General features: G+C 72.2%; 21 protein-coding genes. 14 read left to right on the plus strand and 7 right to left on the minus strand.

Features of this window, described 5'->3' with window-relative positions; all coding sequences use genetic code 11:
- Positions 1 to 71: 71 nt before the first annotated feature.
- Entirely contained in the window at positions 72 to 1,466 is a 1,395-nt protein-coding gene (locus ACIRC0_RS35565; RefSeq protein ID WP_403624976.1) for a metallopeptidase TldD-related protein, read from the plus strand.
- Between the two features lie 67 nt (positions 1,467 to 1,533).
- Here the strand turns inward: ACIRC0_RS35565 and ACIRC0_RS35570 are convergent, their stop codons facing one another.
- On the minus strand, positions 1,534 to 1,809 hold the full coding sequence (locus ACIRC0_RS35570; RefSeq protein ID WP_403624979.1) for a GlsB/YeaQ/YmgE family stress response membrane protein: 276 nt from the start codon (positions 1,807 to 1,809) through the stop codon (positions 1,534 to 1,536).
- Positions 1,810 to 2,075: 266 nt separating this feature from the next.
- On the opposite strand from ACIRC0_RS35570, the gene ACIRC0_RS35575 reads away from it, so the two are divergent.
- Positions 2,076 to 2,474: a DUF3099 domain-containing protein gene (locus ACIRC0_RS35575; RefSeq protein ID WP_403624982.1), complete on the plus strand. Its 399-nt coding sequence runs from the start codon at positions 2,076 to 2,078 to the stop codon at positions 2,472 to 2,474.
- Positions 2,475 to 2,687: 213 nt separating this feature from the next.
- A complete protein-coding gene (locus tag ACIRC0_RS35580; protein ID WP_200423166.1) occupies positions 2,688 to 2,906 on the plus strand; it encodes a hypothetical protein in 219 nt (72 codons plus the stop codon).
- A gap of 10 nt (positions 2,907 to 2,916) precedes the next feature.
- Here the strand turns inward: ACIRC0_RS35580 and moaA are convergent, their stop codons facing one another.
- The 3 genes from moaA to ACIRC0_RS35595 form a co-directional block, all read right to left on the minus strand.
- Entirely contained in the window at positions 2,917 to 3,906 is a 990-nt protein-coding gene (gene moaA, locus ACIRC0_RS35585; RefSeq protein ID WP_403624985.1) for a GTP 3',8-cyclase MoaA, read from the minus strand.
- A gap of 171 nt (positions 3,907 to 4,077) precedes the next feature.
- Entirely contained in the window at positions 4,078 to 5,697 is a 1,620-nt protein-coding gene (locus ACIRC0_RS35590) for a cation acetate symporter (RefSeq protein ID WP_403624988.1), read from the minus strand.
- On the minus strand, positions 5,694 to 6,050 hold the full coding sequence (locus ACIRC0_RS35595) for a DUF485 domain-containing protein (protein WP_403624990.1): 357 nt from the start codon (positions 6,048 to 6,050) through the stop codon (positions 5,694 to 5,696). The genes ACIRC0_RS35590 and ACIRC0_RS35595 overlap by 4 nt, the downstream gene beginning before the upstream one ends.
- A 289-nt stretch (positions 6,051 to 6,339) precedes the next feature.
- On the opposite strand from ACIRC0_RS35595, the gene ACIRC0_RS35600 reads away from it, so the two are divergent.
- From ACIRC0_RS35600 to ACIRC0_RS35610, 3 genes are all read left to right on the plus strand, one after another.
- Positions 6,340 to 7,869, plus strand: a complete 1,530-nt coding sequence (locus ACIRC0_RS35600; RefSeq protein WP_403624993.1) for a S8 family serine peptidase — start codon at positions 6,340 to 6,342, stop codon at positions 7,867 to 7,869.
- Positions 7,870 to 7,939: 70 nt separating this feature from the next.
- Positions 7,940 to 9,337: a CoA transferase gene (locus ACIRC0_RS35605; RefSeq protein ID WP_403624996.1), complete on the plus strand. Its 1,398-nt coding sequence runs from the start codon at positions 7,940 to 7,942 to the stop codon at positions 9,335 to 9,337.
- A gap of 140 nt (positions 9,338 to 9,477) precedes the next feature.
- Positions 9,478 to 10,527 (plus strand): CopD family protein, encoded by a 1,050-nt coding sequence (locus ACIRC0_RS35610; RefSeq protein ID WP_403624999.1) that lies wholly within the window; start codon positions 9,478 to 9,480, stop codon positions 10,525 to 10,527.
- 146 nt (positions 10,528 to 10,673) lie between these two features.
- On the opposite strand, the gene ACIRC0_RS35615 is transcribed toward ACIRC0_RS35610, so the two are convergent.
- Complete coding sequence (locus ACIRC0_RS35615) at positions 10,674 to 11,384, minus strand: VIT family protein (RefSeq protein ID WP_403625002.1); 711 nt, start codon at positions 11,382 to 11,384, stop codon at positions 10,674 to 10,676.
- Between the two features lie 191 nt (positions 11,385 to 11,575).
- Between ACIRC0_RS35615 and ACIRC0_RS35620 the strand changes: the two genes are divergently transcribed.
- The 3 genes from ACIRC0_RS35620 to ACIRC0_RS35630 all read left to right on the plus strand — a co-directional run bounded on the left by ACIRC0_RS35620 (position 11,576) and on the right by ACIRC0_RS35630 (position 13,760).
- A complete protein-coding gene (locus ACIRC0_RS35620) occupies positions 11,576 to 12,553 on the plus strand; it encodes a DEDDh family exonuclease (protein WP_403625005.1) in 978 nt (325 codons plus the stop codon).
- 101 nt (positions 12,554 to 12,654) lie between these two features.
- Positions 12,655 to 12,888: a hypothetical protein gene (locus tag ACIRC0_RS35625; RefSeq protein WP_103845200.1), complete on the plus strand. Its 234-nt coding sequence runs from the start codon at positions 12,655 to 12,657 to the stop codon at positions 12,886 to 12,888.
- Between the two features lie 47 nt (positions 12,889 to 12,935).
- A complete protein-coding gene (locus ACIRC0_RS35630; protein WP_403625008.1) occupies positions 12,936 to 13,760 on the plus strand; it encodes an SURF1 family protein in 825 nt (274 codons plus the stop codon).
- 124 nt (positions 13,761 to 13,884) lie between these two features.
- Here the strand turns inward: ACIRC0_RS35630 and ACIRC0_RS35635 are convergent, their stop codons facing one another.
- Positions 13,885 to 14,073 (minus strand): YbdD/YjiX family protein, encoded by a 189-nt coding sequence (locus ACIRC0_RS35635; protein WP_403625011.1) that lies wholly within the window; start codon positions 14,071 to 14,073, stop codon positions 13,885 to 13,887.
- Positions 14,070 to 16,223: a carbon starvation CstA family protein gene (locus ACIRC0_RS35640; protein ID WP_403625014.1), complete on the minus strand. Its 2,154-nt coding sequence runs from the start codon at positions 16,221 to 16,223 to the stop codon at positions 14,070 to 14,072. Before ACIRC0_RS35640 ends, ACIRC0_RS35635 begins: the two co-directional genes overlap by 4 nt.
- Before the next feature lie 226 nt (positions 16,224 to 16,449).
- Here ACIRC0_RS35640 and ACIRC0_RS35645 point away from each other — a divergent pair, with 226 nt between their 5' ends.
- The 5 genes from ACIRC0_RS35645 to ACIRC0_RS35665 are packed head-to-tail and all read left to right on the plus strand — an operon-like array spanning position 16,450 to position 21,503.
- Positions 16,450 to 18,012: a sodium:solute symporter gene (locus tag ACIRC0_RS35645; protein ID WP_403625017.1), complete on the plus strand. Its 1,563-nt coding sequence runs from the start codon at positions 16,450 to 16,452 to the stop codon at positions 18,010 to 18,012.
- Entirely contained in the window at positions 18,009 to 18,596 is a 588-nt protein-coding gene (locus ACIRC0_RS35650) for a sigma-70 family RNA polymerase sigma factor (RefSeq protein WP_403625020.1), read from the plus strand. Before ACIRC0_RS35645 ends, ACIRC0_RS35650 begins: the two co-directional genes overlap by 4 nt.
- Entirely contained in the window at positions 18,593 to 18,925 is a 333-nt protein-coding gene (locus ACIRC0_RS35655) for a hypothetical protein (protein WP_403625023.1), read from the plus strand. The genes ACIRC0_RS35650 and ACIRC0_RS35655 overlap by 4 nt, the downstream gene beginning before the upstream one ends.
- A 33-nt stretch (positions 18,926 to 18,958) precedes the next feature.
- Complete coding sequence (locus ACIRC0_RS35660) at positions 18,959 to 20,743, plus strand: glycoside hydrolase family 15 protein (RefSeq protein WP_403625026.1); 1,785 nt, start codon at positions 18,959 to 18,961, stop codon at positions 20,741 to 20,743.
- Between the two features lie 4 nt (positions 20,744 to 20,747).
- Positions 20,748 to 21,503: an SDR family oxidoreductase gene (locus ACIRC0_RS35665; RefSeq protein ID WP_403625028.1), complete on the plus strand. Its 756-nt coding sequence runs from the start codon at positions 20,748 to 20,750 to the stop codon at positions 21,501 to 21,503.
- Positions 21,504 to 21,571 lie beyond the last annotated feature (68 nt).

A 21,571-nucleotide genomic window follows, 5' to 3' on the forward strand; every position in this document is an offset into this window, starting at 1 on the left:
GGAACCGGCCGGGGGTCCGGGGGTCGCCCCCCGGGAAAGCACAGTCTGAACACCACGCAGGAGGCCGGTCGATGAGCGCCCGTACGAACAAGCCGCACGAGATCGTCGAGCGTGCTCTCGAGCTGTCCCGCGCGGACGGGTGTGTCGTCATCGCCGACGAGCACTCCACCGCCAATCTGCGGTGGGCGGGCAACGCGCTGACCACGAACGGTGTCACGCACGGGCGCACCCTCACCGTCGTCGCGACCGTCGACGGCAAGGAGGGCACGGCCTCCGGAGTCGTCTCCCGCTCGGCGGTCACCGCGGACGAGCTGGAGCCCCTGGTCCGGGCCGCGGAGGCCGCCGCGCGCACCGCCGGGCCGGCCGAGGACGCGCAGCCGCTGGTCACGGGCGTGGCCGAGTCGCCGGACTTCACGGACGCGCCCGCCGAGACCTCCTCCGCCGTCTTCACGGACTTCGCGCCGGCGCTCGGTGAGTCGTTCGCCCGAGCCCGTGCGGGCGGGCGCGAGCTGTACGGCTTCGCCAACCACGAGCTCGTGTCGACGTACCTGGGTACGTCGACCGGGCTGCGCCTGCGCCACGACCAGCCCAACGGCACCCTGGAGCTGAACGCCAAGTCGCCCGACCGTACGCGTTCGGCATGGGCGGGGCGTTCGACCCGCGACTTCAAGGACGTCGACCCGGCGGCGCTGGACGCGGAGCTGGCCCAGCGGCTGGCGTGGGCGGAGCGCAGGATCGAGCTGCCCGCGGGTCGCTACGAGACGCTGCTGCCCCCGACGGCGGTCGCGGACCTGCTGATCTACCAGCTGTGGTCGGCCTCGGCCCGGGACGCGGCCGAGGGCCGTACGGTCTTCAGCAAGCCCGGCGGCGGCACCCGCGTCGGCGAGAAGCTCTCCGAGCTGCCGCTGACCCTGCGCAGCGATCCCGACGAGCCCGGTCTGGAGACACCGCCCTTCGTGGTCGCGCACGCCTCCGGCGACGACATGTCGGTGTTCGACAACGGGCTGCCGGTGCAGGCCACCGAGTGGATCGGCGAAGGCCAGCTGAAGCACCTGACGACCACCCGGCACACCGCGGCCCTGACCGGTCTGCCGCTCGCGCCCGCGATCGGGAACCTGATCCTGGACGGGGGCTCCGACCGCTCCCTCGAGGAGATGGTCTCCGGCACCGAGCGCGGGTTGCTGCTGACCTGCCTGTGGTACATCCGTGAGGTCGATCCGGCGACCCTGCTGCTCACCGGCCTGACCCGGGACGGCGTCTACCTGGTCGAGAACGGCGAGGTCGTCGGCGAGGTCAACAACTTCCGGTTCAACGAGTCCCCGGTCGACCTGCTGGGCCGCGCCACCGAGGCCGGCCGCACGGAGAAGACGCTTCCGCGCGAATGGAGCGACTGGTTCACCCGGGCCGCGATGCCGCCGCTTCGGGTGCCGGACTTCAACATGAGCTCGGTCAGCCAGGGCGTGTGACCCTCTGGGGCGCGCGGGGCAGGAGGGAGGGGCGGTCCCGTCACGGGCCCGCCCCTTCGCCGTACCGTCAGGCCCGCTGTCTGTCGCCCCTGCGTGTCATGTACGCCATCTCGCCGATGAAGACGAGGAGGACCGCCGCGGCGAGCTGGAGGGCGTGGCGGCCCCAGTCGATGCCCGGGGTGGCGGCGATGCCGATGGCGCGGGCGACGGCGTTCCCGATGAGGCCGCCGATCGTGCCCAGGAGGGTGGTCAGCCACAGCGGGCTGTGCTGCCTGCCCGGCAGGATGAGCTTGGCCAACAGGCCCAGCACGAACCCGACGATGATCGCCCACAACCAGCCCATGGCTGCCTCCTCGACTCCTCGCACGGTTGTACGGCTCGACGTGAGACGTGAGCAGTACGCCCAGTCTCGGACCGCCCGCCGTACGACGCACGCCGGGATCACCCGTACGCGGGGTGCGCGGCGCGTTCGCGCAGGCAGGAGGCGCCCCGGTCTCGATGGCGGCCGGGGCCCGGCGTAACGTGGTGAGTGTTCGGGCTCGGGTCCTGACCGGCTACGGGGCAGGTACGGGCCGGGGAGAGTCCGGGACAGGCGGGTGGTGTGGTGTGATGCGGAAGCGGAGCGGCGGTGGCGGCAACGCCCAGGTGTTCCGGATCACGGGCGCCCGGCAGGGGCTCGAGGCGGACGTGCGCGGCCGGCAGCGCCGCTATGTCGTGTCGATGAGCATCCGCACGGTGGCGGTGATCCTCGCGGCCACCCTGTGGAACGTGGAGCGGCCCGTCGCGATCATCGCGCTGGTGCTCGGCGCCGCGCTGCCCTACATCGCCGTGGTCATCGCGAACGCCGGGCGTGAGAACGCGCCTTCACTGCCGTCGACGTTCATCAACGTCCCGGTGCGTCCGATGATCGCGCCGCCGGCGGCGGACGCACCGAAGGAATCCGGCCAGGACGACGCCACGGCGGAGCCCGCGGCGGGAGTCCCGGGCGAACCACGCGAGCGGACCTGACCACGACGGATGCCGGGCAAGCGGAATCGCACCCAGCACCAAGCTCAGGAAAAGCTCAGATCAATCATGTTGTTCCGGTGCCGGGTACTGGGTTACCCATGACATACTTCGTACGCGCTCCGCATCCCCCGTCGGAGCGACAGACCGACGCCGGGCAGCTCCCCCCGTGGCTGCTCGGCGTCGCCTTGTTTGCCGTGGCTGTGAGACGAAGCTGTGACTGACGAAACCCCGATCTGCTCCGCCAAGGGCTGCCGTGCCGACGCCGTGTGGGTGCTGGCGTGGAACAACCCGAAGATCCACACGCCGGAGCGCCGCAAGACGTGGCTGGCGTGCGAGGAGCACCGGGAGCATCTGTCGCAGTTCCTCGGCGTGCGGGGGTTCCTGAAGGACGTCGTCAAGCTGGAGGACTGGGAAGCGCCCGAAGGCGCCTGACACCCAGGTCCTAACCCCCGATCGCCGACATCGGCCGGTCCGGCTGGACGAACGACGGGTCGTCCAGGCCCGCGCCCGCCTTCTTGCCCCACATCGCGAGCCGCCAGATGCGGGCGATCTCCTCGTCCGGGGCGCCGGAGCGGAGTGCGCCGCGCAGGTCGGTCTCCTCGGTGGCGAACAGGCAGGTGCGTATCTGGCCGTCGGCCGTCAGGCGGGTGCGGTCGCAGGCCGCGCAGAACGGGCGGGTGACGGAGGCGATGACGCCGACGCGGTGCGGGCCGCCGTCGACCAGCCAGCGTTCGGCCGGGGCCGAGCCGCGCTCCCCGGCGCCCTCGGGGGTCAGCTCGAAGCGGGTGCGGAGCGAGGCGAGGATGTCCCCGGCGGTGACCATGCCCTCGCGCTTCCAGCCGTGCTGGGCGTCCAGGGGCATCTGCTCGATGAAGCGCAGCTCGTAGTCGTGCTCGATCGCCCAGGCGAGCAGGTCCGGAGCCTCGTCGGCGTTCAGGCCCGGCATGAGGACCGCGTTGACCTTGACCGGGGTCAGGCCGGCCTCCCGGGCTGCCGTCAGGCCGTGGAGGACGTCCTTGTGGCGGTCCCTGCGGGTGAGGGTCTTGAAGACGTCCGGGCGCAGGGTGTCCAGCGAGACGTTCACCCGGTCCAGGCCCGCCGCCTTCAGGGCCGCCGCCGTGCGTCCGAGGCCGATGCCGTTGGTGGTGAGGGACATCTGGGGGCGGGACCGAAGGGCCGCGACCCGCTCCACGATGCCGACCAGACCGGGGCGCAGCAGCGGCTCGCCGCCGGTGAAGCGGACCTCCTCGATGCCCAGTGAGGTGACCGCGATGTCGATCAGGCGCACGATCTCGTCGTCCGTGAGCAGGTCGGGCTTGGCCAGCCACTGCAGGCCCTCCTCGGGCATGCAGTAGGTGCAGCGCAGATTGCACCGGTCGGTCAGCGAGACCCTCAGGTCGGTGGCCACCCGGCCGTAGGTGTCGATGAGCACGTGGGCCCCCTCCCTCGTCGCGGATCACACATTCTCCGTCACCTGCACCATCACCTGTGAGCCTACGTGACGCCACCGACAACGACAGCGGCCCGTTCCCCCGAGGGACGACGCGGCCGCGTCGTAGGACCCTGCGATCCTGACGACGCGGCCGTCGGCGAGTAGCGGATCTCAGTGCGCCCCGGCGCCGGTCAGCGACCGCACCTCCAGTTCGGCGTACTTGCCGGCGTCGGGCTCCTCCTTCGACAGGAGGGTGCCCAGCCAGCCCAGCAGGAAGCCGACCGGGATGGAGATGATGCCCGGGTTCTCCAGCGGGAACCAGTGGAAGTCGGCGTCCGGGAACATCGACGTCGGCTTGCCCGAGACCACCGGCGAGAACAGCACCAGGCCGACGGCGGTGACCAGGCCGCCGTAGATCGACCACAGGGCGCCGGAGGTGGTGAACCGCTTCCAGAACAGGCTGTAGAGGATCGTCGGCAGGTTGGCGGAGGCGGCGACCGCGAAGGCCAGGGCGACCAGGCCGGCGACGTTCAGGTCACGGGCCAGGGCGCCGAGGACGATGGACACGGCACCGATGCCGACCGTCGCCCAGCGGGCCGCGCTCACCTCCTGCTTCTCGGTGGCGGTGCCCTTCTTGATGACGTTGGCGTAGATGTCGTGCGCGAACGACGAGGAGGAGGCCAGGGTCAGGCCGGCCACGACCGCGAGGATGGTGGCGAAGGCGACCGCGGAGATGGTGGCCAGCAGGATCGCGCCCCAGCTGGAGCCCACCCCGCCCAGGTGCAGGGCGAGCAGCGGTGCGGCGGTGTTGCCCGCCTTGTTGGAGGCGATGATCTCGTCCGGTTTGATCAGCGCGGCGGCACCGAAGCCGAGGGCGAGCGTCATCAGGTAGAAGGCGCCGATGAGACCGATCGCCCAGTTCACGGACTTCCGGGCGGCCTTGGCGGTGGGCACGGTGTAGAAGCGGATCAGGATGTGCGGCAGGCCGGCGGTGCCGAGGACCAGGGCGATGCCGAGCGAGAGGAAGTCCAGCTTGGTGGTGCCGGTGGCGCCGTACTTCAGGCCGGGCTCCAGGAAGGCGGACCCCTTGCCGCTGTTGTCGGCGGCCTTGCCGAGCAGGTCGGAGATGTTGAAGTGGAACTTCAGCAGCACCAGGAAGGTCAGCAGCAGGGCGCCCGCGATCAGCAGCACGGCCTTGACCATCTGCACCCAGGTGGTGCCCTTCATGCCGCCGATGGTGACGTAGACGATCATCAGCACGCCGACCAGGGCGACGATACCGATCTTGCCGCCGTCGCTGGTGATACCGAGCAGCAGTGAGACGAGGACGCCCGCGCCCGCCATCTGTGCCAGCAGGTAGAAGATCGACACGACGATCGTGGAGGTGCCGGCGGCGGTGCGGACCGGGCGCTGGCGCATGCGGTAGGCGAGGACGTCGCCCATGGTGTAGCGGCCGGAGTTGCGCAGCGGCTCGGCGACCAGCAGCAGGGCGACGAGCCAGGCGACCAGGAACCCGATGGAGTACAGGAAGCCGTCGTAGCCGAAGAGGGCGATGGCGCCCGCGATGCCGAGGAAGGACGCCGCGGACATGTAGTCGCCGGACACGGCGAGGCCGTTCTGGAAGGCGGTGAACTGCCGTCCGCCCGCGTAGAAGTCGGCGGCGTTCCTGGTCTGACGGCCCGCCCAGACGGTGATGACGAGGGTCGCGGCGACGAACACCGCGAACAGGGTGATGATCAGCGGCCGGTGCTTGCTCGCCTCACCGGCGGCCAGGACGAGTGCGGGGCTCATGCGCGGCCCTCCATCCGGGACTTGATGGCCTCGGCCTTGGGGTCGAGCTTGGTCGCGGCGTGCCGCGCGTACCACCAGGCGATCAGGAACGTGGTGAGGAACTGGGCGAGGCCGAGCACCAGGGCGACGTTGACGTTGCCGAAGAGCTTGGTGCCCATGAAATCGCCGGCGTAGTTCGACAGCAGGACGTAGGCCAGGTACCAGGCGATGAACGCCACGGTCAGCGGGAAGGCGAACGAGCGGTGGGAGCGGCGCAGTTCGGCGAATTCGGCGCTCTGCTGCACCGCGTCGAACTCCTCGGCGGAGGGCAGGACGTGTTCGGTCCTGGAGGGGGGAGGTGCGTCGGTGGCCACGGTGTCTCCTCGCGTTGCGGGTGGGGTGACGGCAATCACGTAACCGGTTGCGACCGTAGCGCTCCGGAATGTGATCCGACAGGGGCCCTCGGCCGTGTGCGGGCCCCCTGCCCTGGGTCACGGCGCCGCGCGGGGGCCGGTTCAACTCCCTTTTTTTCTTTCGCTTGAACTTGTTGCTGGCCGGCCGGGGCGCCGGATAGCTTCACACCCTGCACCACTCGTCATGTACCTGCCGGTCACGTCACCCGTGTCCGGCAGGTTCACGTTTTCCGGATGATGTGGAGACCCCATGGCTCATCGCCGTCTCAGACGCCGCCTGGCCCTCGCCGTACCGGTCGTGCTGTCGCTCACCGCCTCGCTGGGCTTCCTGCCGGGTGCCGCGTCGGCCGCCCCGCGCACCGCCACCACCGCCCAGACCGCCGAGGGGCAGGAACTCGCGTACGTCGTCAACACCCGGACGGACCGTCACACGCTGTCGACGGTGCGGCAGGCGATAGCCGCGGCCGGCGGCACGATCGTGGTGACGTACGACAAGATCGGAGTGATCGTCGCGCACTCCGCCAATCCGGACTTCGCCCGCACCCTCCGCGCCGTCCGCGGAGTGCAGTCAGCGGGCGCGACCCGGACCGCCCCGCTGACGGCCGCCGGCACGACGGACGAGGGCGCCGCGCAGTACCTGACGAAGGCTGAGGCGGCGAAGATCACGAAGTCCTCGGCGACCGCGGACGGCAGCGAGCCCCTCGAGGCCGACCAGTGGGACCTGCGCGCGATAGGCGCCGACAAGGCCGCGAAGATCAACCCGGGCAGCCGCAACGTCACGGTCGCCGTCATCGACACCGGTGTCGACGACACGCACCCGGACCTCGCGCCCAACTTCTCCGCGGCGCAGTCCGCGAACTGCGTCGGCGGCAAGGCGGACACCGCGTACGGCGCCTGGCGGCCGGCGAAGCCCGAGCACTACCACGGCACCCATGTCGCCGGCGAGATCGCGGCGGCCCGCAACGGCATCGGCGTCGCCGGTGTCGCCCCGAACGTCAAGGTCTCCGCCATCAAGGTGGCCGACCCGGTCAACGAGCTCTTCTACCCGGAGAGCGTCGTCTGCGCGTTCGTGTTCGCCGCCGACCACGGCGTCGAGATCACGAACAACAGCTACTACGTGGACCCGTGGCTGTACAACTGCATGGACGACCCGGACCAGCGGGCCATCGTCGACGCGGTCAACCGGGCCCAGCTGTACGCCCAGCGCAAGGGCACCCTCAACGTCGCCTCGGCGGGCAATTCCAACGACGACCTGGACTCCCACGCCCTGGTCGACGATTCCAGCCCCGACGACTCGACCGCGGTGACCCGGACGGTCGACCCGCACGAGTGCTTCGACGTGCCGACCCAGCTGCCGGGCGTCGTCACGGTGAGCGCGACGGGTGTCACCAACGCCAAGTCGTACTACTCCAGTTACGGCGATGGCGTGATCGACGTGGCGGGCCCGGGCGGAGACAAGTACCAGATCCCGGACACGCCGTCGAAGAACGGGCGCATCCTCTCCACGATGCCGAACGACCAGTACGGCTTCCTGCAGGGCACGTCGATGGCGTCGCCGCACGTCGCGGGCGTGGCCGCGCTGCTGAAGTCCGCGCACCCGTGGGCGACCCCGGCCCAGCTCCAGGCGCTCCTCAAGGCGCAGGCGGACAACCCGGGCTGCCCGACCGCCCCCTACGACGGCAACGGCGACGGGGTCGTGGACGCGACCTGCGTGGGCGGCAAGCGCGTGAACGGGTTCTACGGCTTCGGCGTCGTCAACGCCCTGCGCGCGGTGAAGTGACGTGGAGGGGCCGGGTCCTGTCCGGCCCCCTTCCCCATGTCGCCTCCAGTACACCCTGCATAGTGCCCTCATGACCGATACCAACGTGGCGTGGGCGGCACTCGGCGGGGATCCCGCGCTGGTGCCGAGGATCTCGACCGTCGTACGGGAGGGCGCGCTGCCCTCGCGGCTTCCCGTACGGGAGGTGGCGCGGGCCTGCGTCGAGGTGTGCGCGCTGGCCGCCGCCGAGTGGGGCGCCCGGCGGGCCGGGCTGCCGGCCGTGCCCGAGGTGCGGGTCGACGACGGGGCCGTGGCCACCGCCTTCCACAGCGAGCGGCATCTGCTGGTCGACGGCCGGGAACCGGTCAACTTCGCGCCGCTTTCGCGGTTCTGGCGCACGGCGGACGGTTGGGTGCGCACGCACGCGAACTTTCCACACCACCGCGAGCGGCTGCTGGGCACCCTGGGGCTGGCCGCGGACGCGTCCGTGGAGACCGTGGCCGCCGCACTCGCCGAGCGGTCGTCTCTCGAGGTGGAGGAGAGTGTGTACGCGGCCGGGGGGCTCGCGGTCGCACTGCGCACGCCCGGGGAGTGGGCGGCGCACGAACAGGGGCGGGCGATCGCGTCACACCCGCTGGTGGGCCGTGAGCGGCTCGACGAGGCGCCCGTACGCCCGGTCGTGCCGCTCGACGGCGAGCCGCTTCTGCCCGCCGCGGGCCTCCGCGTCCTGGACCTCACCCGGGTCATCGCGGGTCCGGTGGCCACCCGGACCCTGGCGCTGTTCGGCGCGGACGTCCTGCGGATCGACGCTCCGCAGCTTCCGGAACTCCCCGACCAGCACGCCGACATGGACATCGGCAAGCGGTCCGCCGTGCTCGACCTGCGGGCGACCGCGGACCGGCGGACCTTCGCGGAACTGCTCACCGAGGCGGACGTGGTCGTCACGGGCTACCGGCCCGGCGCACTCGACCGGTTCGGGCTCTCCGCCGAGCAACTGGCCGAGCGCCGGCCCGGCCTGGTCGTGGCCCAGTTGTCGGCGTGGGGCGCGTACGGGCCGTGGGGCGGACGGCGGGGCTTCGACAGCCTGGTGCAGGTCGCCACCGGTATAGCGGTGACCGAGGGTTCGGCCGAGCGGCCGGGCGCGCTGCCCGCGCAGGCCCTCGATCACGGCACGGGGTATCTGCTGGCCGGGGCGGTCCTGAGGTCCCTGACCGAGCAGAGCGAGGAGGGCGGGACCCGGGTCGTACGGCTGGCGCTGGCGCGGACGGCGGCCTGGCTGACGGACGGGACCGCCCGGGACACGGGGCCGGCGCAGGCGGCGTACGACGGCCCGGCCTCCTGGCTCGCGGAGACCGACAGCGCGCTGGGCCGGCTGCGTTACGCCCTGCCACCGGTCCGTTTCACGGGCGGACCGGTTGACTGGGCGCGCCCGCCCGGGCGGTGGGGAGAGGATCCCGCGCGGTGGGACGGGGCGCGGCTCGGGGGCTGAGGCACCGGGCGGTGGGGCACGGCACGCCCTCGGGGACCGAGGCACCGGGTGGCCGGAATCGTGTCCTTGGGCGGAATGCCGTTCTCTCAGTTGAATGACTTCCGTTGCCCGGTTCTGTGGCGACTGGCGAAGATCGTGACGTGAGCTCGACACGACCCGGCGCCGAATCCGACGCCACGGACGCCGACACGGCGTACGCGTCCGTCGCGGTCGCCGCCCCCGTCGTCCGTCCCTCGGTCCGCCGGGCTGTCGCCGTGCTCGCCCTCGTGACGGCCGCCGCCCTGATACCGCTGCTCGGCCCCTCGGCCGCGTTGCACGGCACGGGTGAGGCGGCCGCGCCCGGCGTCGGCGGCATCGGACTGCTGCGTACGGCGCTGTTCGCGGCGCTGTGCGTATCCGTCGGCGAGCTCTTCGCCACCCGTCTGGCCCGCCGGGTGCCGGGCGCGCCCCTGGCCGAGTCGCCGCGCAGCTGGGCGCCGTGCGCGGCCGGTGCGGGTTTCGTCGCGGCGCTGGGGCTCGCCTCGGTCGTCGCCACCGGCAATCTGGTCCCCGACCGGCTCGCCCAGATCGACGTCGGCGGGCTGTACCGCACCCGGGACGGCGCGCTGGCCCTGCTGGAGGTCGACGCGTTCCTCGTGGCCGGGCTGTGCGCACTGTCGCGCCGGCCGTCCCTCCAGGTGTTCCCGCTGGCCGCGGTGGCCGTCGCCGAGGCACTGCGCGCCCACCCCACCACGGAGCACTCCCCGCTGACCGGCTCCACCCTGACGCTGGTTCACCTCACCTGCGCGGCACTGTGGGCGGGCGGTCTGCTGCACACGCTGCGGCTGCTGCTGCGCTGGCGTACGTCTCCCGGGGCCGGCACCGCGTTGCTGGGGCTCTACGCCCGCGTGGCGGCCGTCCTCCTCGCGGTGATCACCGCGACAGGGGTGTGGAGCTCGCTGCGCCGTATGCCGCCGGGCACGATCCTCGACCAGCTCACCACGACCGCCTACGGCCGGACCCTGCTCGCCAAGGTGCTGCTCGTGGCCGTCGTCGCCGTGCTCGCCCTGGTCGCGCGACTGCGGCTGCGGCGCGCCGCCGACCCGCTCAGTGCCTGCGCCCCCGCCCGCGCGGAGGTGGTGGCGCTGGGCCTGGTCGTCGCGGTGTCGGGCCTGCTGACGGCGCTGCCGGTGCCGATCCGCTGGTCATGACCGGACGTCCGTGCGAGCGCGCCCCGCACCGCCGGGAACTGCGCCGCCACACAGGTCAGCATGACCCGGAACTCTTGCCGCGGGAACTGCGGCCAGTCGGCGACGCGGTGGCGATGAGCTTGTCGGAGAGCGAGTGAGCCGGGCGGTCACACCCCCGCCGCCCCCAGCAACGCCCCCGCCGCATAGGTGACCCCCATCGCCAGCGCCCCACCCACCACGTTCCGCCCCACGGCCCGCCCCGGTTTCGCCGCGCCCAGGCGGGCGCTGGACCAGCCGGTGACGACGAGGGCCGCCAGGACGGACGCCACCGTGACCGGGAGGCGGACGCCGGCCGGTGGGAGCACGATCGCCAGCAGGGGGAGCAGCGCCCCCACCGTGAACGCCAGGAAGCTCGCCCACGCCGCGTGCCAGGGGTTCGTCAGCTCGTCGGGGTCGATGCCGAGTTCCACGCGCGCGTGGGCGCGCAGGGCGTCGCGTGCCGTCAACTGCACCGCGGCCTCGCGGGCCACGTCCGGGGACAGGCCGCGCTGCTCCAGTATCTCCGCCAGTTCCTCGAGCTCGGCCTCCGGTTGCTCCCTCAGTTCCCGCCTTTCCAGGGCCAGCGCCGCCTGCTCCGAGTCCCGTTGGGTCGACACGGACACGTACTCGCCCGCCGCCATCGACATGGAGCCGGCCAGCAGCCCGGCGAGGCCGGCCGTCAGCAGCGTGCCGCGGTCCGACGTCGCCCCGGCGACGCCGACCACCAGGCCGGCCGTGGACACGATGCCGTCGTTGGCGCCGAGCACCGCCGCCCGCAGCCAGTTCAGCCGCGCGCCGAGGGCGCCGCCGTGTGCCTCGTCGTGCGTGGGTCCCATCACACGGGGAGGATGGCACCTCATGAGGCGGACGGCACCCGGGCGCGCCCGCCACCACCTCCCCTGACGGGACCTCAGCCAGGGTGCCGTCAACGCTGCCGGGCCGCTTACGGGTTGTGCGCCCGGCGCAAGAGGACCGCGGGTCGCGGGTGGGGGCGTGGGGCTGTCAGTCGTGGCCCGTATCCTCAGTGACCATGCTCGAAGACCGCATGACCGCAGCGTCCCCGACCGCCTGGCCGGCCGCGTATCCGGAGGGGTACGCGGTCGTCGACGTGGAGACCACGGGCCTGGCCCGGGACGACCGGATCATCTCGGCCGCCGTCTACCGGCTGGACGCGCGCGGTGAGGTCGAGGACCACTGGTACACGATGGTCAATCCCGAGCGCGACCCGGGCCCGGTGTGGATCCACGGTCTGACGAGCGAGGCCCTCGAAGGGGCGCCCCTGTTCCAGGACATCGCCGAGGAGTTCGCGGCCCGGCTCGACGGCCGCGTGCTCGTCGCGCACAACGCGGTCTTCGACTGGCAGATGATCGCCCGGGAGTACGCGCGCGCGGAGCGCGAGGCGCCGGTCCGTCAGCGGCTGTGCACCATCGCGCTGTCGAAGGAACTGCGCCTGCCGCTGGCCAACCACAAGCTGGAGACACTGGCCGCGCACTTCGGGGTGGTCCAGCAGCGGGCGCACCACGCGCTGGACGACGCGCGGGTGCTGGCCGAGGCGTTCCGGCCGAGTTTGCACGCCGCCGCCCGGGACGGCGTACGGCTGCCGCTGCTGGAGTGCCGCCCGCTGACGGAGTGGTCCGCCGCGCCCACGGTGCCGCGCCAGTCCTCCGGGGGCTACCGCCCGAGCAGTTGGCGCCCCTCCCGCAGGCGCCCTTCCTGCCCCTACCCCAACCCGGGGCGGTACGAGGAAGGCAAGCGGCTCAAGCAGGGCATGCGGGTGGCGTTCTCCGGGGACACCTCCATCGAGCGGGAGCTGCTGGAGGACCGTGCCGTCGAGGCGGGGCTGCACGTGGCGACGAGCCTGTCCCGGCTCACCAGCCTGCTCGTCACCAACGACCCGGACTCGGGCACGTCCAAGACGGTGAAGGCGCGGCAATACGGGACACCGGTGATCGACGAGGCCGCGTTCGGGCAGTTGCTGCGGGACGTGGAGCCCGCGTCGCCGGAGTGACCCCTACCGTCGGCGCCGTGACCCGTGCGGACGGGTGATTGCCGCGCGACTCGCCCGCCGCCCGCTCGCCCGCGCCACGGCGACGGCTCACGCTGTGGCGCATGGCACGTTGCGAGGTCTGCGGAAACGACTACGGCATGACGTTCGAGGTGCACGCGCAGGGCGCGGTGCACGTCTTCGACTGTTTCGCCTGCGCCATCCACCGTATGGCGCCCATCTGCGAACACTGTCGCGTCCAGATCATCGGCCAGGGCGTCGACGTCGACGGCCACTGGTACTGCGGCGCGCACTGCGCCCGCGCGGAGGGGCAGGTGGGAATCGTCGACCGGGTCTGAGGCACCCCCCTGCGGGCGCGGCACGGTCCGAGATGTACCGTCGTGGGGTGTACCGCTTCCTGTTGTCCCGGCAGTGGGTGATCCTCACCCTCGTGGCTCTCCTGCTCATCCCCACGATGATCAGGTTGGGTTTCTGGCAGCTGCACCGTCACGACCACAGGCAGGCGCTGAACAAGCTGATCAACGAATCGCTGGCGGCGACGCCCGTGCCCGCCGAGTCTCTCACCTCGGTGGGCGGGACCGTCCGCCACGAGGACCTCTACCGCCGGGTGACCGCGAAGGGCCACTTCGACACGGCGCACGAAGTGGTGGTGCGCCGCCGTACGAACGCCAATGGTGACGTCGGCTACCACGTGGTGACTCCTTTCGTGCTGAGCGACGGCAGGACGCTCCTCGTCAACCGGGGTTGGATCGACTCCCCCGCCTCGCAGACCGCCTTCCCGAACATCCCGGCACCCGCCCGGGGCGAGATCACGGTCACCGGCCGGCTGATGCAGGACGAGACGACGGCCGCGAGCGGCATCAAGAACCTCAAGGGGTTGCCCGACCGCCAGATCATGCTGATCAACAGCGAGCAGGTCGGCGCGTTGCTGCGCGACGCGGGCGACACCTCCGCCAAGGAGATGCTCGGCGGCTACGTGGAACTGGTCTCCCCCGCCCCGAAGGGCGGCAGCCCCCAGCTGATCCCGTCGCCCAAGGAGGACAGCAGCTGGATCGGCCTCGGCGACATCAATCTGCCGTACGCGGTCCAGTGGTGGCTGTTCGCGGCGGGCGTCCCCGTCGGCTGGGTGATCCTGGTCCGCCGCGAGGCCCGGGAGCGGGCGAAGGCGGCGCAGGAGACGAGCGAGGAGCCGGCACCGGCCACGGTGTGACCCCGGCCGGGTCCGCTCACCTCCGGTGGTCGGCCGGGCGGTCCTGCGAGTGGAGAACGTGCGGGGCGGGCGCGCGGGTGCCAGGGCGGGACGGCGCGCCCGCCCCGCGGTCCGTCCGCCGGTGTCAGCAGCAGCGGCCCTGCGGGTGGGTCTCCCGGTGCAGTGTGCGCAGCACCTCGTACTCGCGGCGGGTGGGCACCGGAGCGAGGGGGTGGTGGCGGCGGTGCCGCTCGCAGTAGCGGTCGTACTCGGCCTCCCCGGTCAGCTCCCGCAGGTACCAGCGCACGGCTCCCGCCCACCGCCGGGCGTTCATGACGGGGCTCCCACCAGTGCGTCGGCGGCCTGCTCGGCCACGTCGAGGCGGGATTCCACGTACGGCGCCTCCGTGGTCGGCAGCGCCCCCGGAGAGCGGACGGCCCGCACGCAGACCACCGCCGCGTTGACGATCACGACCGCGACCAGCAGCAGGAACAGCGCGATCAGCACCCCGTCGACCGTGGAGTTGGTGATCACGGTGTGCATGTCGTGGGCGTTCTTGGCGGGCGGCAGGACCTGTCCGGCGTGGAGGGCGTCGGCGTACTTGGTCCGCTGGGCGAAGAACCCGACGCGCGGGTCACCGGAGAAGATCTTCTGCCAGCTCGCGGTGAAGGTCACGGCGACCACCCAGGCCAGCGGAACTCCGGTGACCCAGGCCCAGCGCAGCCGCCCGGACTTGATCAGAACCGTGGTGCAGACGGCGAGGGCGATGGCGGCGAGCAGCTGGTTGGCGATGCCGAAGAGCGGGAAGAGCTGGTTGATCCCGCCGAGCGGGTCGGTGGCGCCGGTGTAGAGGAAGTAGCCCCAGGCGACCACGACGAGACCGCTGCACAGCCAGATGCCCGGCTTCCAGGTGACCCGGCCGAAGGGCTTCCACACGTTGCCGAGCATGTCCTGGAGCATGAAGCGCCCCACGCGGGTACCGGCGTCGACCGTCGTCAGGATGAACAACGCCTCGAACATGATCGCGAAGTGGTACCAGAAGGCCTTCATCGCGGTGCCGCCCAGGACGCCGGAGAAGATCTCCGACATGCCGACGGCGAGGGTCGGCGCCCCGCCCGAGCGGGCGATCAGCGTCTGCTCCTCCACGGCCTTGGCGGCCTGGGTCAGCTGGTCGGGGGTGATGGTGAAGCCGAGGCCCGCCACGGCGTGGGATGCCGACTCGGCGGTCGCGCCGAGGAGGCCCGCGGGCGCGTTCATCGCGTAGTACAGGCCCGGCTCCAGCGTCGCGGCGGCGATCAGGGCCATGATCGCGACGAACGACTCCATCAGCATGGCGCCGTAGCCGATCATGCGGACCTGGGACTCCTTCCGGATCAGCTTCGGGGTGGTCCCGGAGGCGACCAGCGCATGGAAACCGGACAGCGCGCCGCAGGCGATGGTGATGAACAGGAAGGGGAACAGGGATCCGGCGAAGACCGGGCCCGCGCCCGAGCTCGCGAACTTGCTGACCGCGTCCGCGTGCAGCACCGGCGCGGCGACCACGACGCCGACCGCGAGCAGCCCGATGGTGCCGATCTTCATGAAGGTGGACAGGTAGTCGCGCGGCGCGAGCAGCATCCACACCGGCAGCACCGAGGCGACGAAGCCGTAGGCGATCAGGCAGAAGACCAGGGTCGTCGGGCTCAGGGTGAAGGCACCGGCGAGGAAGGAGTTCTGGACCCAGCTGCCGCCGGCGATGGCGAGGAGCAGCAGCGCGACCCCGATGAGGCTGGTCTCCACGACCCGGCCGGGGCGGATGCGGTGCAGCCAGAAGCCCATGAACAGGGCGATGGGGACGGTCATGGCGACGGAGAAGGTGCCCCACGGCGAGTGGGCGAGGGCGTTGACCACGACCAGGGCCAGCACACCCAACAGAATGATCATGATGGCGAGGACGGCGATCAGCGCCGCCGCCCCGCCCGCCCGGCCGATCTCGTCGCGGGCCATCTGACCGAGCGACTTTCCGTCCCGCCGCATGGACAGGAACAGCACGACCATGTCCTGCACCGCCCCGGCGAAGATCACCCCGGCCACGATCCACAGGGTTCCGGGCAGGTATCCCATCTGCGCCGCGAGCACCGGACCCACCAGCGGCCCGGCGCCGGCGATCGCGGCGAAGTGGTGGCCGAGCAGCACCCGGCGGTCCGTCGGGTGGAAGTCGACGCCGTCCTCCAGCCGTTCGGCAGGGGTGGCCCGGCGGTCGTCCGGTCGCAGTACGCGGCGGGCGATGAAGCGGGAGTAGAAGCGGTAGGCGATGGCGTACGAGCCGAGCGCGGCCACCACCAGCCAGACCGCGGAGATCTTCTCCCCGCGGGCCAGCCCGAGGACGCCCCAGGCGACGGCGCCGAGCAGTGAGACGGCGGTCCAGACGAGAACCGTCCGGGGGGATATGCGTGATTTTTCGGGCGCCTGGAGTCCGGGTTCGGCCAGGGGTGATGCGGGCATGGCGGCTCCTCACCTCAAGGGTGGTGTGAGAATTCGTGACACTCGTGACAGAAGTGCGCGGTACGCGCGGCTCTCCGCTCGCTGTCGGTTCGTGCAAGAGTTGCCCACCCGCCGGAAACGGTTGACAGCGAATGTCCGGAAGATTTCCTCTTGGTTCCCTGTCCTCCGAACCGGCAGTCCGCGCAACTCTCCTGCGAGGGCACAGGCACACCAAGGACGGTGACCCATGGCCGACGGCGCCATGACCGCGACGTTCCTCGCCGTGATCGGCGGAGCGTCCCTGCTCGCCGTCACCGCGCGCCGTCTGCGCCCGAACGACCGGCTGCCCTCCCTGGAGGGCTGGGCCCTGGCCGACCGGAGCCTTGGCCCCGTGTGGACCTGGATGCTGCTGGGCGGCACGATCTTCACCGCGTACACCTTCACCGCCGTGCCCGGACTGGCGTACGGCAACGGCGCGCCCGCCTTCTTCGCGGTGCCGTACACGGTGATCGTCTGCCCGCTCGCCTTCGTCCTGCTGAGCCGCCTGTGGACCGTGGCCCGCAGGCACGGCTACATCACCGCCGCCGACTTCGTGCGCGGCCGGTACGGATCGCCGCCGCTGGCCCTGGTGGTGGCGCTGACCGGGATCCTCGCGACGATGCCGTACCTCGCGCTGCAACTGCTCGGCATACGGGCCGTGCTGACGGCCGGGGGCGTGTATCCGCGGGGCGCCACGGGCGACGTGGTGATGGTGGCGCTCTTCGCGGGGCTCGCGGTGGCGACCTACCGGCACGGGCTGCGGGCGCCCACCGTGATCGCCGCACTGAAGGCGGTGGCCGTGTTCGTCTCGCTCACCGCCGTCACCTGGCTCGTCCTCGACCGGCTCGGCGGCCCCGGCCCGGTCTTCGACGGCGCGGCCCGGCGCCTCGGCGGCACGGACACGGCACACTCCGCGCTGCTGCTGACCCCCGCCCAGCAGCCCGCCTACGCCACCCTCGCCCTGGGCTCCGCGCTGGCCCTGCTGATGTACCCGCACGTGCTCACCGCCGGTTTCGCCGCCGACGGCCCGCGCACCCTGCGCAAGACCGCGGTGGCGCTGCCCGCCTGGACGGGGCTGCTCGCGCTCTTCGGCTTCCTCGGCATCGCGGCCCTCGCGGCCGGGGTCCGGGCACCGAAGGGCGGCGCCGAGGCGGCCGTGCCGATGCTGGTGGACCGGCTGATGCCGGGGCCGCTGGCCGGGCTGGTGTTCGGCGCGATCACAGTGGGCGCACTGGTCCCCGCCTCGGTGATGTCGATCGCGGCCGCCACGAGTTTCGTACGCAACGTGTACGTCGAGTACGTGCATCCGACGGCCACGCCCAAGCGGCAGGTGCGCATCGCCCGGGCGGTGTCGCTCACCGCGAAGGTGGGCGCGGTGGCGTTCGTGTTCGGGCTGCGCGACCAGGACGCCGTCAACCTCCAGCTGCTGGGCGGGGTCTGGATCCTGCAGATCTTCCCCGCGGTGGCCGTGGGCCTGTTCACCGGGCGGCTGCACCCCCGGGCGCTGCTCGCCGGGTGGGGCGTCGGCATGGTGGCCGGCACCCTCCTGGTGGTGCGGGAGGGCTTCTCCTCGATCGTGCCCCTCGCCACCGGGCGGCCGCCGCTGGAGATCTACGCGGGGCTCGCCGCCCTGCTCCTGAACCTGGTCGTCGCCGTGGTAGGGACCGCGGCCCTCGAACGCCTCGGCGTCCCGCGCGGCGCCGACGCGACCGACCTGCCGTCGCGCCTGACCGTCAGGCGGCGCCCCGAGACGGGAGCGAACAACCCGTGAGACGCAGACAGCACATCCCCGCCACGCTGACCCCGCTGCCACAGCCCGCGGGCCCGGCCGGGCCCCTCACCCCCGCGGTGAGCGACCCGGCGGAGCTGGAGCGCGAGGCCGGTGTGGCCCGCCTGTTCGAGCGGCACTACGCCTCGATGCTGCGCCTGGCCGTGCTGCTCGGCGCCGACGATCCGGAGAACGTGGTGGCCGAGGCGTACTACCAGATCTACCGGAAGTGGCGGCGCCTGAAGGACACCGAGGCGGCGGAGGCCTACCTGCGCTCCACCGTCTGCAATCTGACGCGGATGCGCATACGCCACCTCCAGGTGGCCCGCAGGCACGAGGAAAAGCCAACGGAGGAGGTCGTCGCCTCCGCCGAGAGCACCGCGCTCCTCCACGACGACCAGCGGGTGCTGATCCGCGCCCTCCAGCAGCTGCCCGCCCGGCAGCGGGAGGCGCTCGTGCTGCGGCACTGGCTCGGACTGAAGGAGCAGGAGATCGCCGCGGCGATGGGGATCTCCTGCGGATCCGTCAAGACGCACACGGCGCGCGGCATCGCCGCCCTGACCCAGGCGATGGAGGCCCGGCGATGACGCATCGAGATGCGACTCCGTCGCGTGGCACCAGTCCGGACCGTACGGAGCGGGAGCTGCGCGAGGCCCTCGCCGCGCTGGCGGACGGGGTGCACGCCGCCCCCGACGCCTACCGGACGGCACGTGGCACGTGGCTGCGCCGCGAGCGCCGGCGCCGGCTCGTGCTCACCGTGCTGGTCGCGGTCGTCTTCACCCTGGCCACGCTGATCGGCCTGTGGGTCCTCAACCAGACCCCGTCGGACCCGGGGGTGATCTTCTCCGGCGCGGCCGCCACGAGCATGGACAGCGCCGCTCACCACGCGGCGTCACTCCCCCGGCCCACCCCCTGATTGCCCCGTCGTCCCATCGGGAACCCGCTCACCGTGCACCCGCGGATCGAGGACTACGCACTCATCGGCGACGAACAGACCGCCGCCCTGGTCGGCCGGGACGGATCCATCGACTGGCTGTGCCTGCCCCGCTTCGACTCGCCCGCCTGCTTCGCCAAGCTGCTCGGCACCGAGGAGCACGGTCACTGGAGGATCGCGCCCAGGGGCGCCCACCTGTGCACGCGCCGCGCCTACCGTCCCGACACCCTCGTCCTCGACTCCGACTGGGACACCCCGGACGGCACGGTCCGCGTCACCGACTTCATGCCCCAGCGCGACCGCGCCCCCGACGTCGTACGCGTCATCGAGGGCCTGGACGGCCGGGTCACCGTGCACGGTGAGCTCCGGCTGCGCTTCGACTACGGCTCGATCGTGCCGTGGATGCGGCGGAGCGACGGTCACCGGGTGGCCGTCGCAGGACCGGACTCGGTGTGGTTGCGCAGTGAGCCCCCCGTGCGCACCTGGGGCAAGGACTTCGCCACCCACTCCGAGTTCACCGTCGCCAAAGGGGACAAGGTCGCCTTCGTCCTGACCTGGCACCCCTCGCACGAGCCCCGCCCCGCCCTCGTGGACCCGTTCGAGGCGCTGGACAGCAGTGTCGAGGACTGGCGCACGTGGGCGGCGCGGTGCCGTTACCGCGGCCCGCACCGGGACATCGTGGTCCGCTCCCTGATCACCCTCAAGGCGCTCACCTACGCGCCCACCGGCGGTATCGTCGCGGCCCCCACGACCTCCCTGCCGGAGTCCCTGGGCGGCGTACGCAACTGGGACTACCGCTACAGCTGGCTGCGCGACTCCACGCTCACCCTCCGGGCCCTGCTGGCGGCCGGCTACCACGAGGAGGCCGAGGCCTGGCGTGACTGGCTGCTGCGCGCGGTCGCCGGCAACCCGGCGGACCTGCAGATCATGTACGGCATCTCGGGCGAGCGGCGGCTGCCCGAGTACGAGCTGCCCTGGCTGCCCGGTTTCCACGGCTCGGCGCCGGTCCGGGTCGGCAACGACGCGGTGAAGCAGTTCCAGCTGGACGTGTACGGCGAGGTGATCGACTCCCTGTCGGTGGCCCGCAGCGCCGGGCTGCCGGTCAGGCCGCCCATGTGGCGGGTGCAGTGCGCGCTGCTGGAGTTCCTGCGGACGGCCTGGCGGCAACCGGACGCGGGACTGTGGGAGGTGCGCGGGCGGCGCCGCCACTTCGTGTACTCCAAGGTGATGGCGTGGGTGGCCGCCGACCGCGCCGTGCGCACCCTGGAGGAGCATCCGGATCTGGACGGCGACCTCGACGGCTGGCGGGCCATGCGGGAGGAGGTGCACCGGGAGGTGTGCGAGCGGGGTTACGACCCCGACCGGAACACGTTCACCCAGTACTACGGCTCACGGGCGCTGGACGCCTCGCTGCTGCAGATCCCGCTCGTCGGCTTCCTGCCGCCGGACGACCCGCGGGTGACCGGCACGATCGACGCGGTGCGCGCGGAGTTGTCCTGCGACGGTCTCGTGCTCCGGTACGACCTGAGGCACACGGACGTGGATCAGCTGCCGGGCGAGGAGGGCGCGTTCCTCGCCTGCTCGTTCTGGCTCGCGGACGCCCTGCACCTCACCGGCCGCACGGACGAGGCCCGGGAGTTGTTCGAACGGCTGGTCGGGCTGTGCAACGACGTCGGTCTGCTCGCCGAGGAGTACGACCCGGTGACCGGCCGGCAGCTCGGCAACTTCCCGCAGGCCTTCAGCCATCTCGGCCTGGTGGGCACCGCCCTCGCCCTGGGCGGGGGCGAGAAGGCAGGATAGGGCCATGGATCTTGGACTGAAGGACCGGGTGTACGTCGTCACCGGGGCGACCCGCGGGCTGGGCAACGCGGCCGCGCGGGAACTCGTCGCAGACGGGGCGAAGGTGGTGATCACCGGCCGCAACGGGAAGCCGGCCGAGGAGGCGGCGGCGGAGCTGGGCGTTAACGCCGTGGGCGTGGCCGCCGACAACTCCGACCCGCAGGCGGCGGCCCGGCTGATCGCGACTGCCCGCGAGCACTTCGGCGGCTTCGACGGCATCCTCATCAGCGTCGGCGGGCCGCCGGCCGGAGGGGTCGCCGACAACACGGACGAGCAGTGGACGGCGGCGTTCGAGTCGGTGTTCCTGGGCGCGGTGCGGCTGGCGCGCGAGGCCGCCGCGGAGCTGACCGAGGGCGGCGTCATCGGGTTCGTGCTGTCCGGTTCCGTGTACGAGCCGATCCCGGGGCTGACCATCTCCAACGGGCTGCGCCCCGGGCTCGCGGGCTTCGCCAAGTCGATCGCGGACGAGCTGGGCCCGCGCGGCATCCGGGTCGTGGGTCTGCTTCCGGCCCGCATCGACACCGACCGGGTGCGCGAGCTGGACGCCCTGTCCCCCGACCCGGAGGCGGCCCGCGCAGCCAACGAGTCCCGCATCCCGCTGCGCCGCTACGGCACCCCGGAGGAGTTCGGCCGCACGGCCGCGTTCCTGCTGTCCCCGGCGGCGTCCTACCTGACCGGCATCATGGTCCCGGTGGACGGCGGGGCGCTGCACGGCTTCTGAGCCGCATGCGGCCGGCCCACGGCGCTCGGGCCGGCTCCGGACACCACGCAACCGCCCACGGCCGTCGG

Source organism: Streptomyces sp. NPDC093984 (assembly GCF_044764595.1).
Lineage (GTDB): Bacteria > Actinomycetota > Actinomycetes > Streptomycetales > Streptomycetaceae > Streptomyces > Streptomyces cynarae.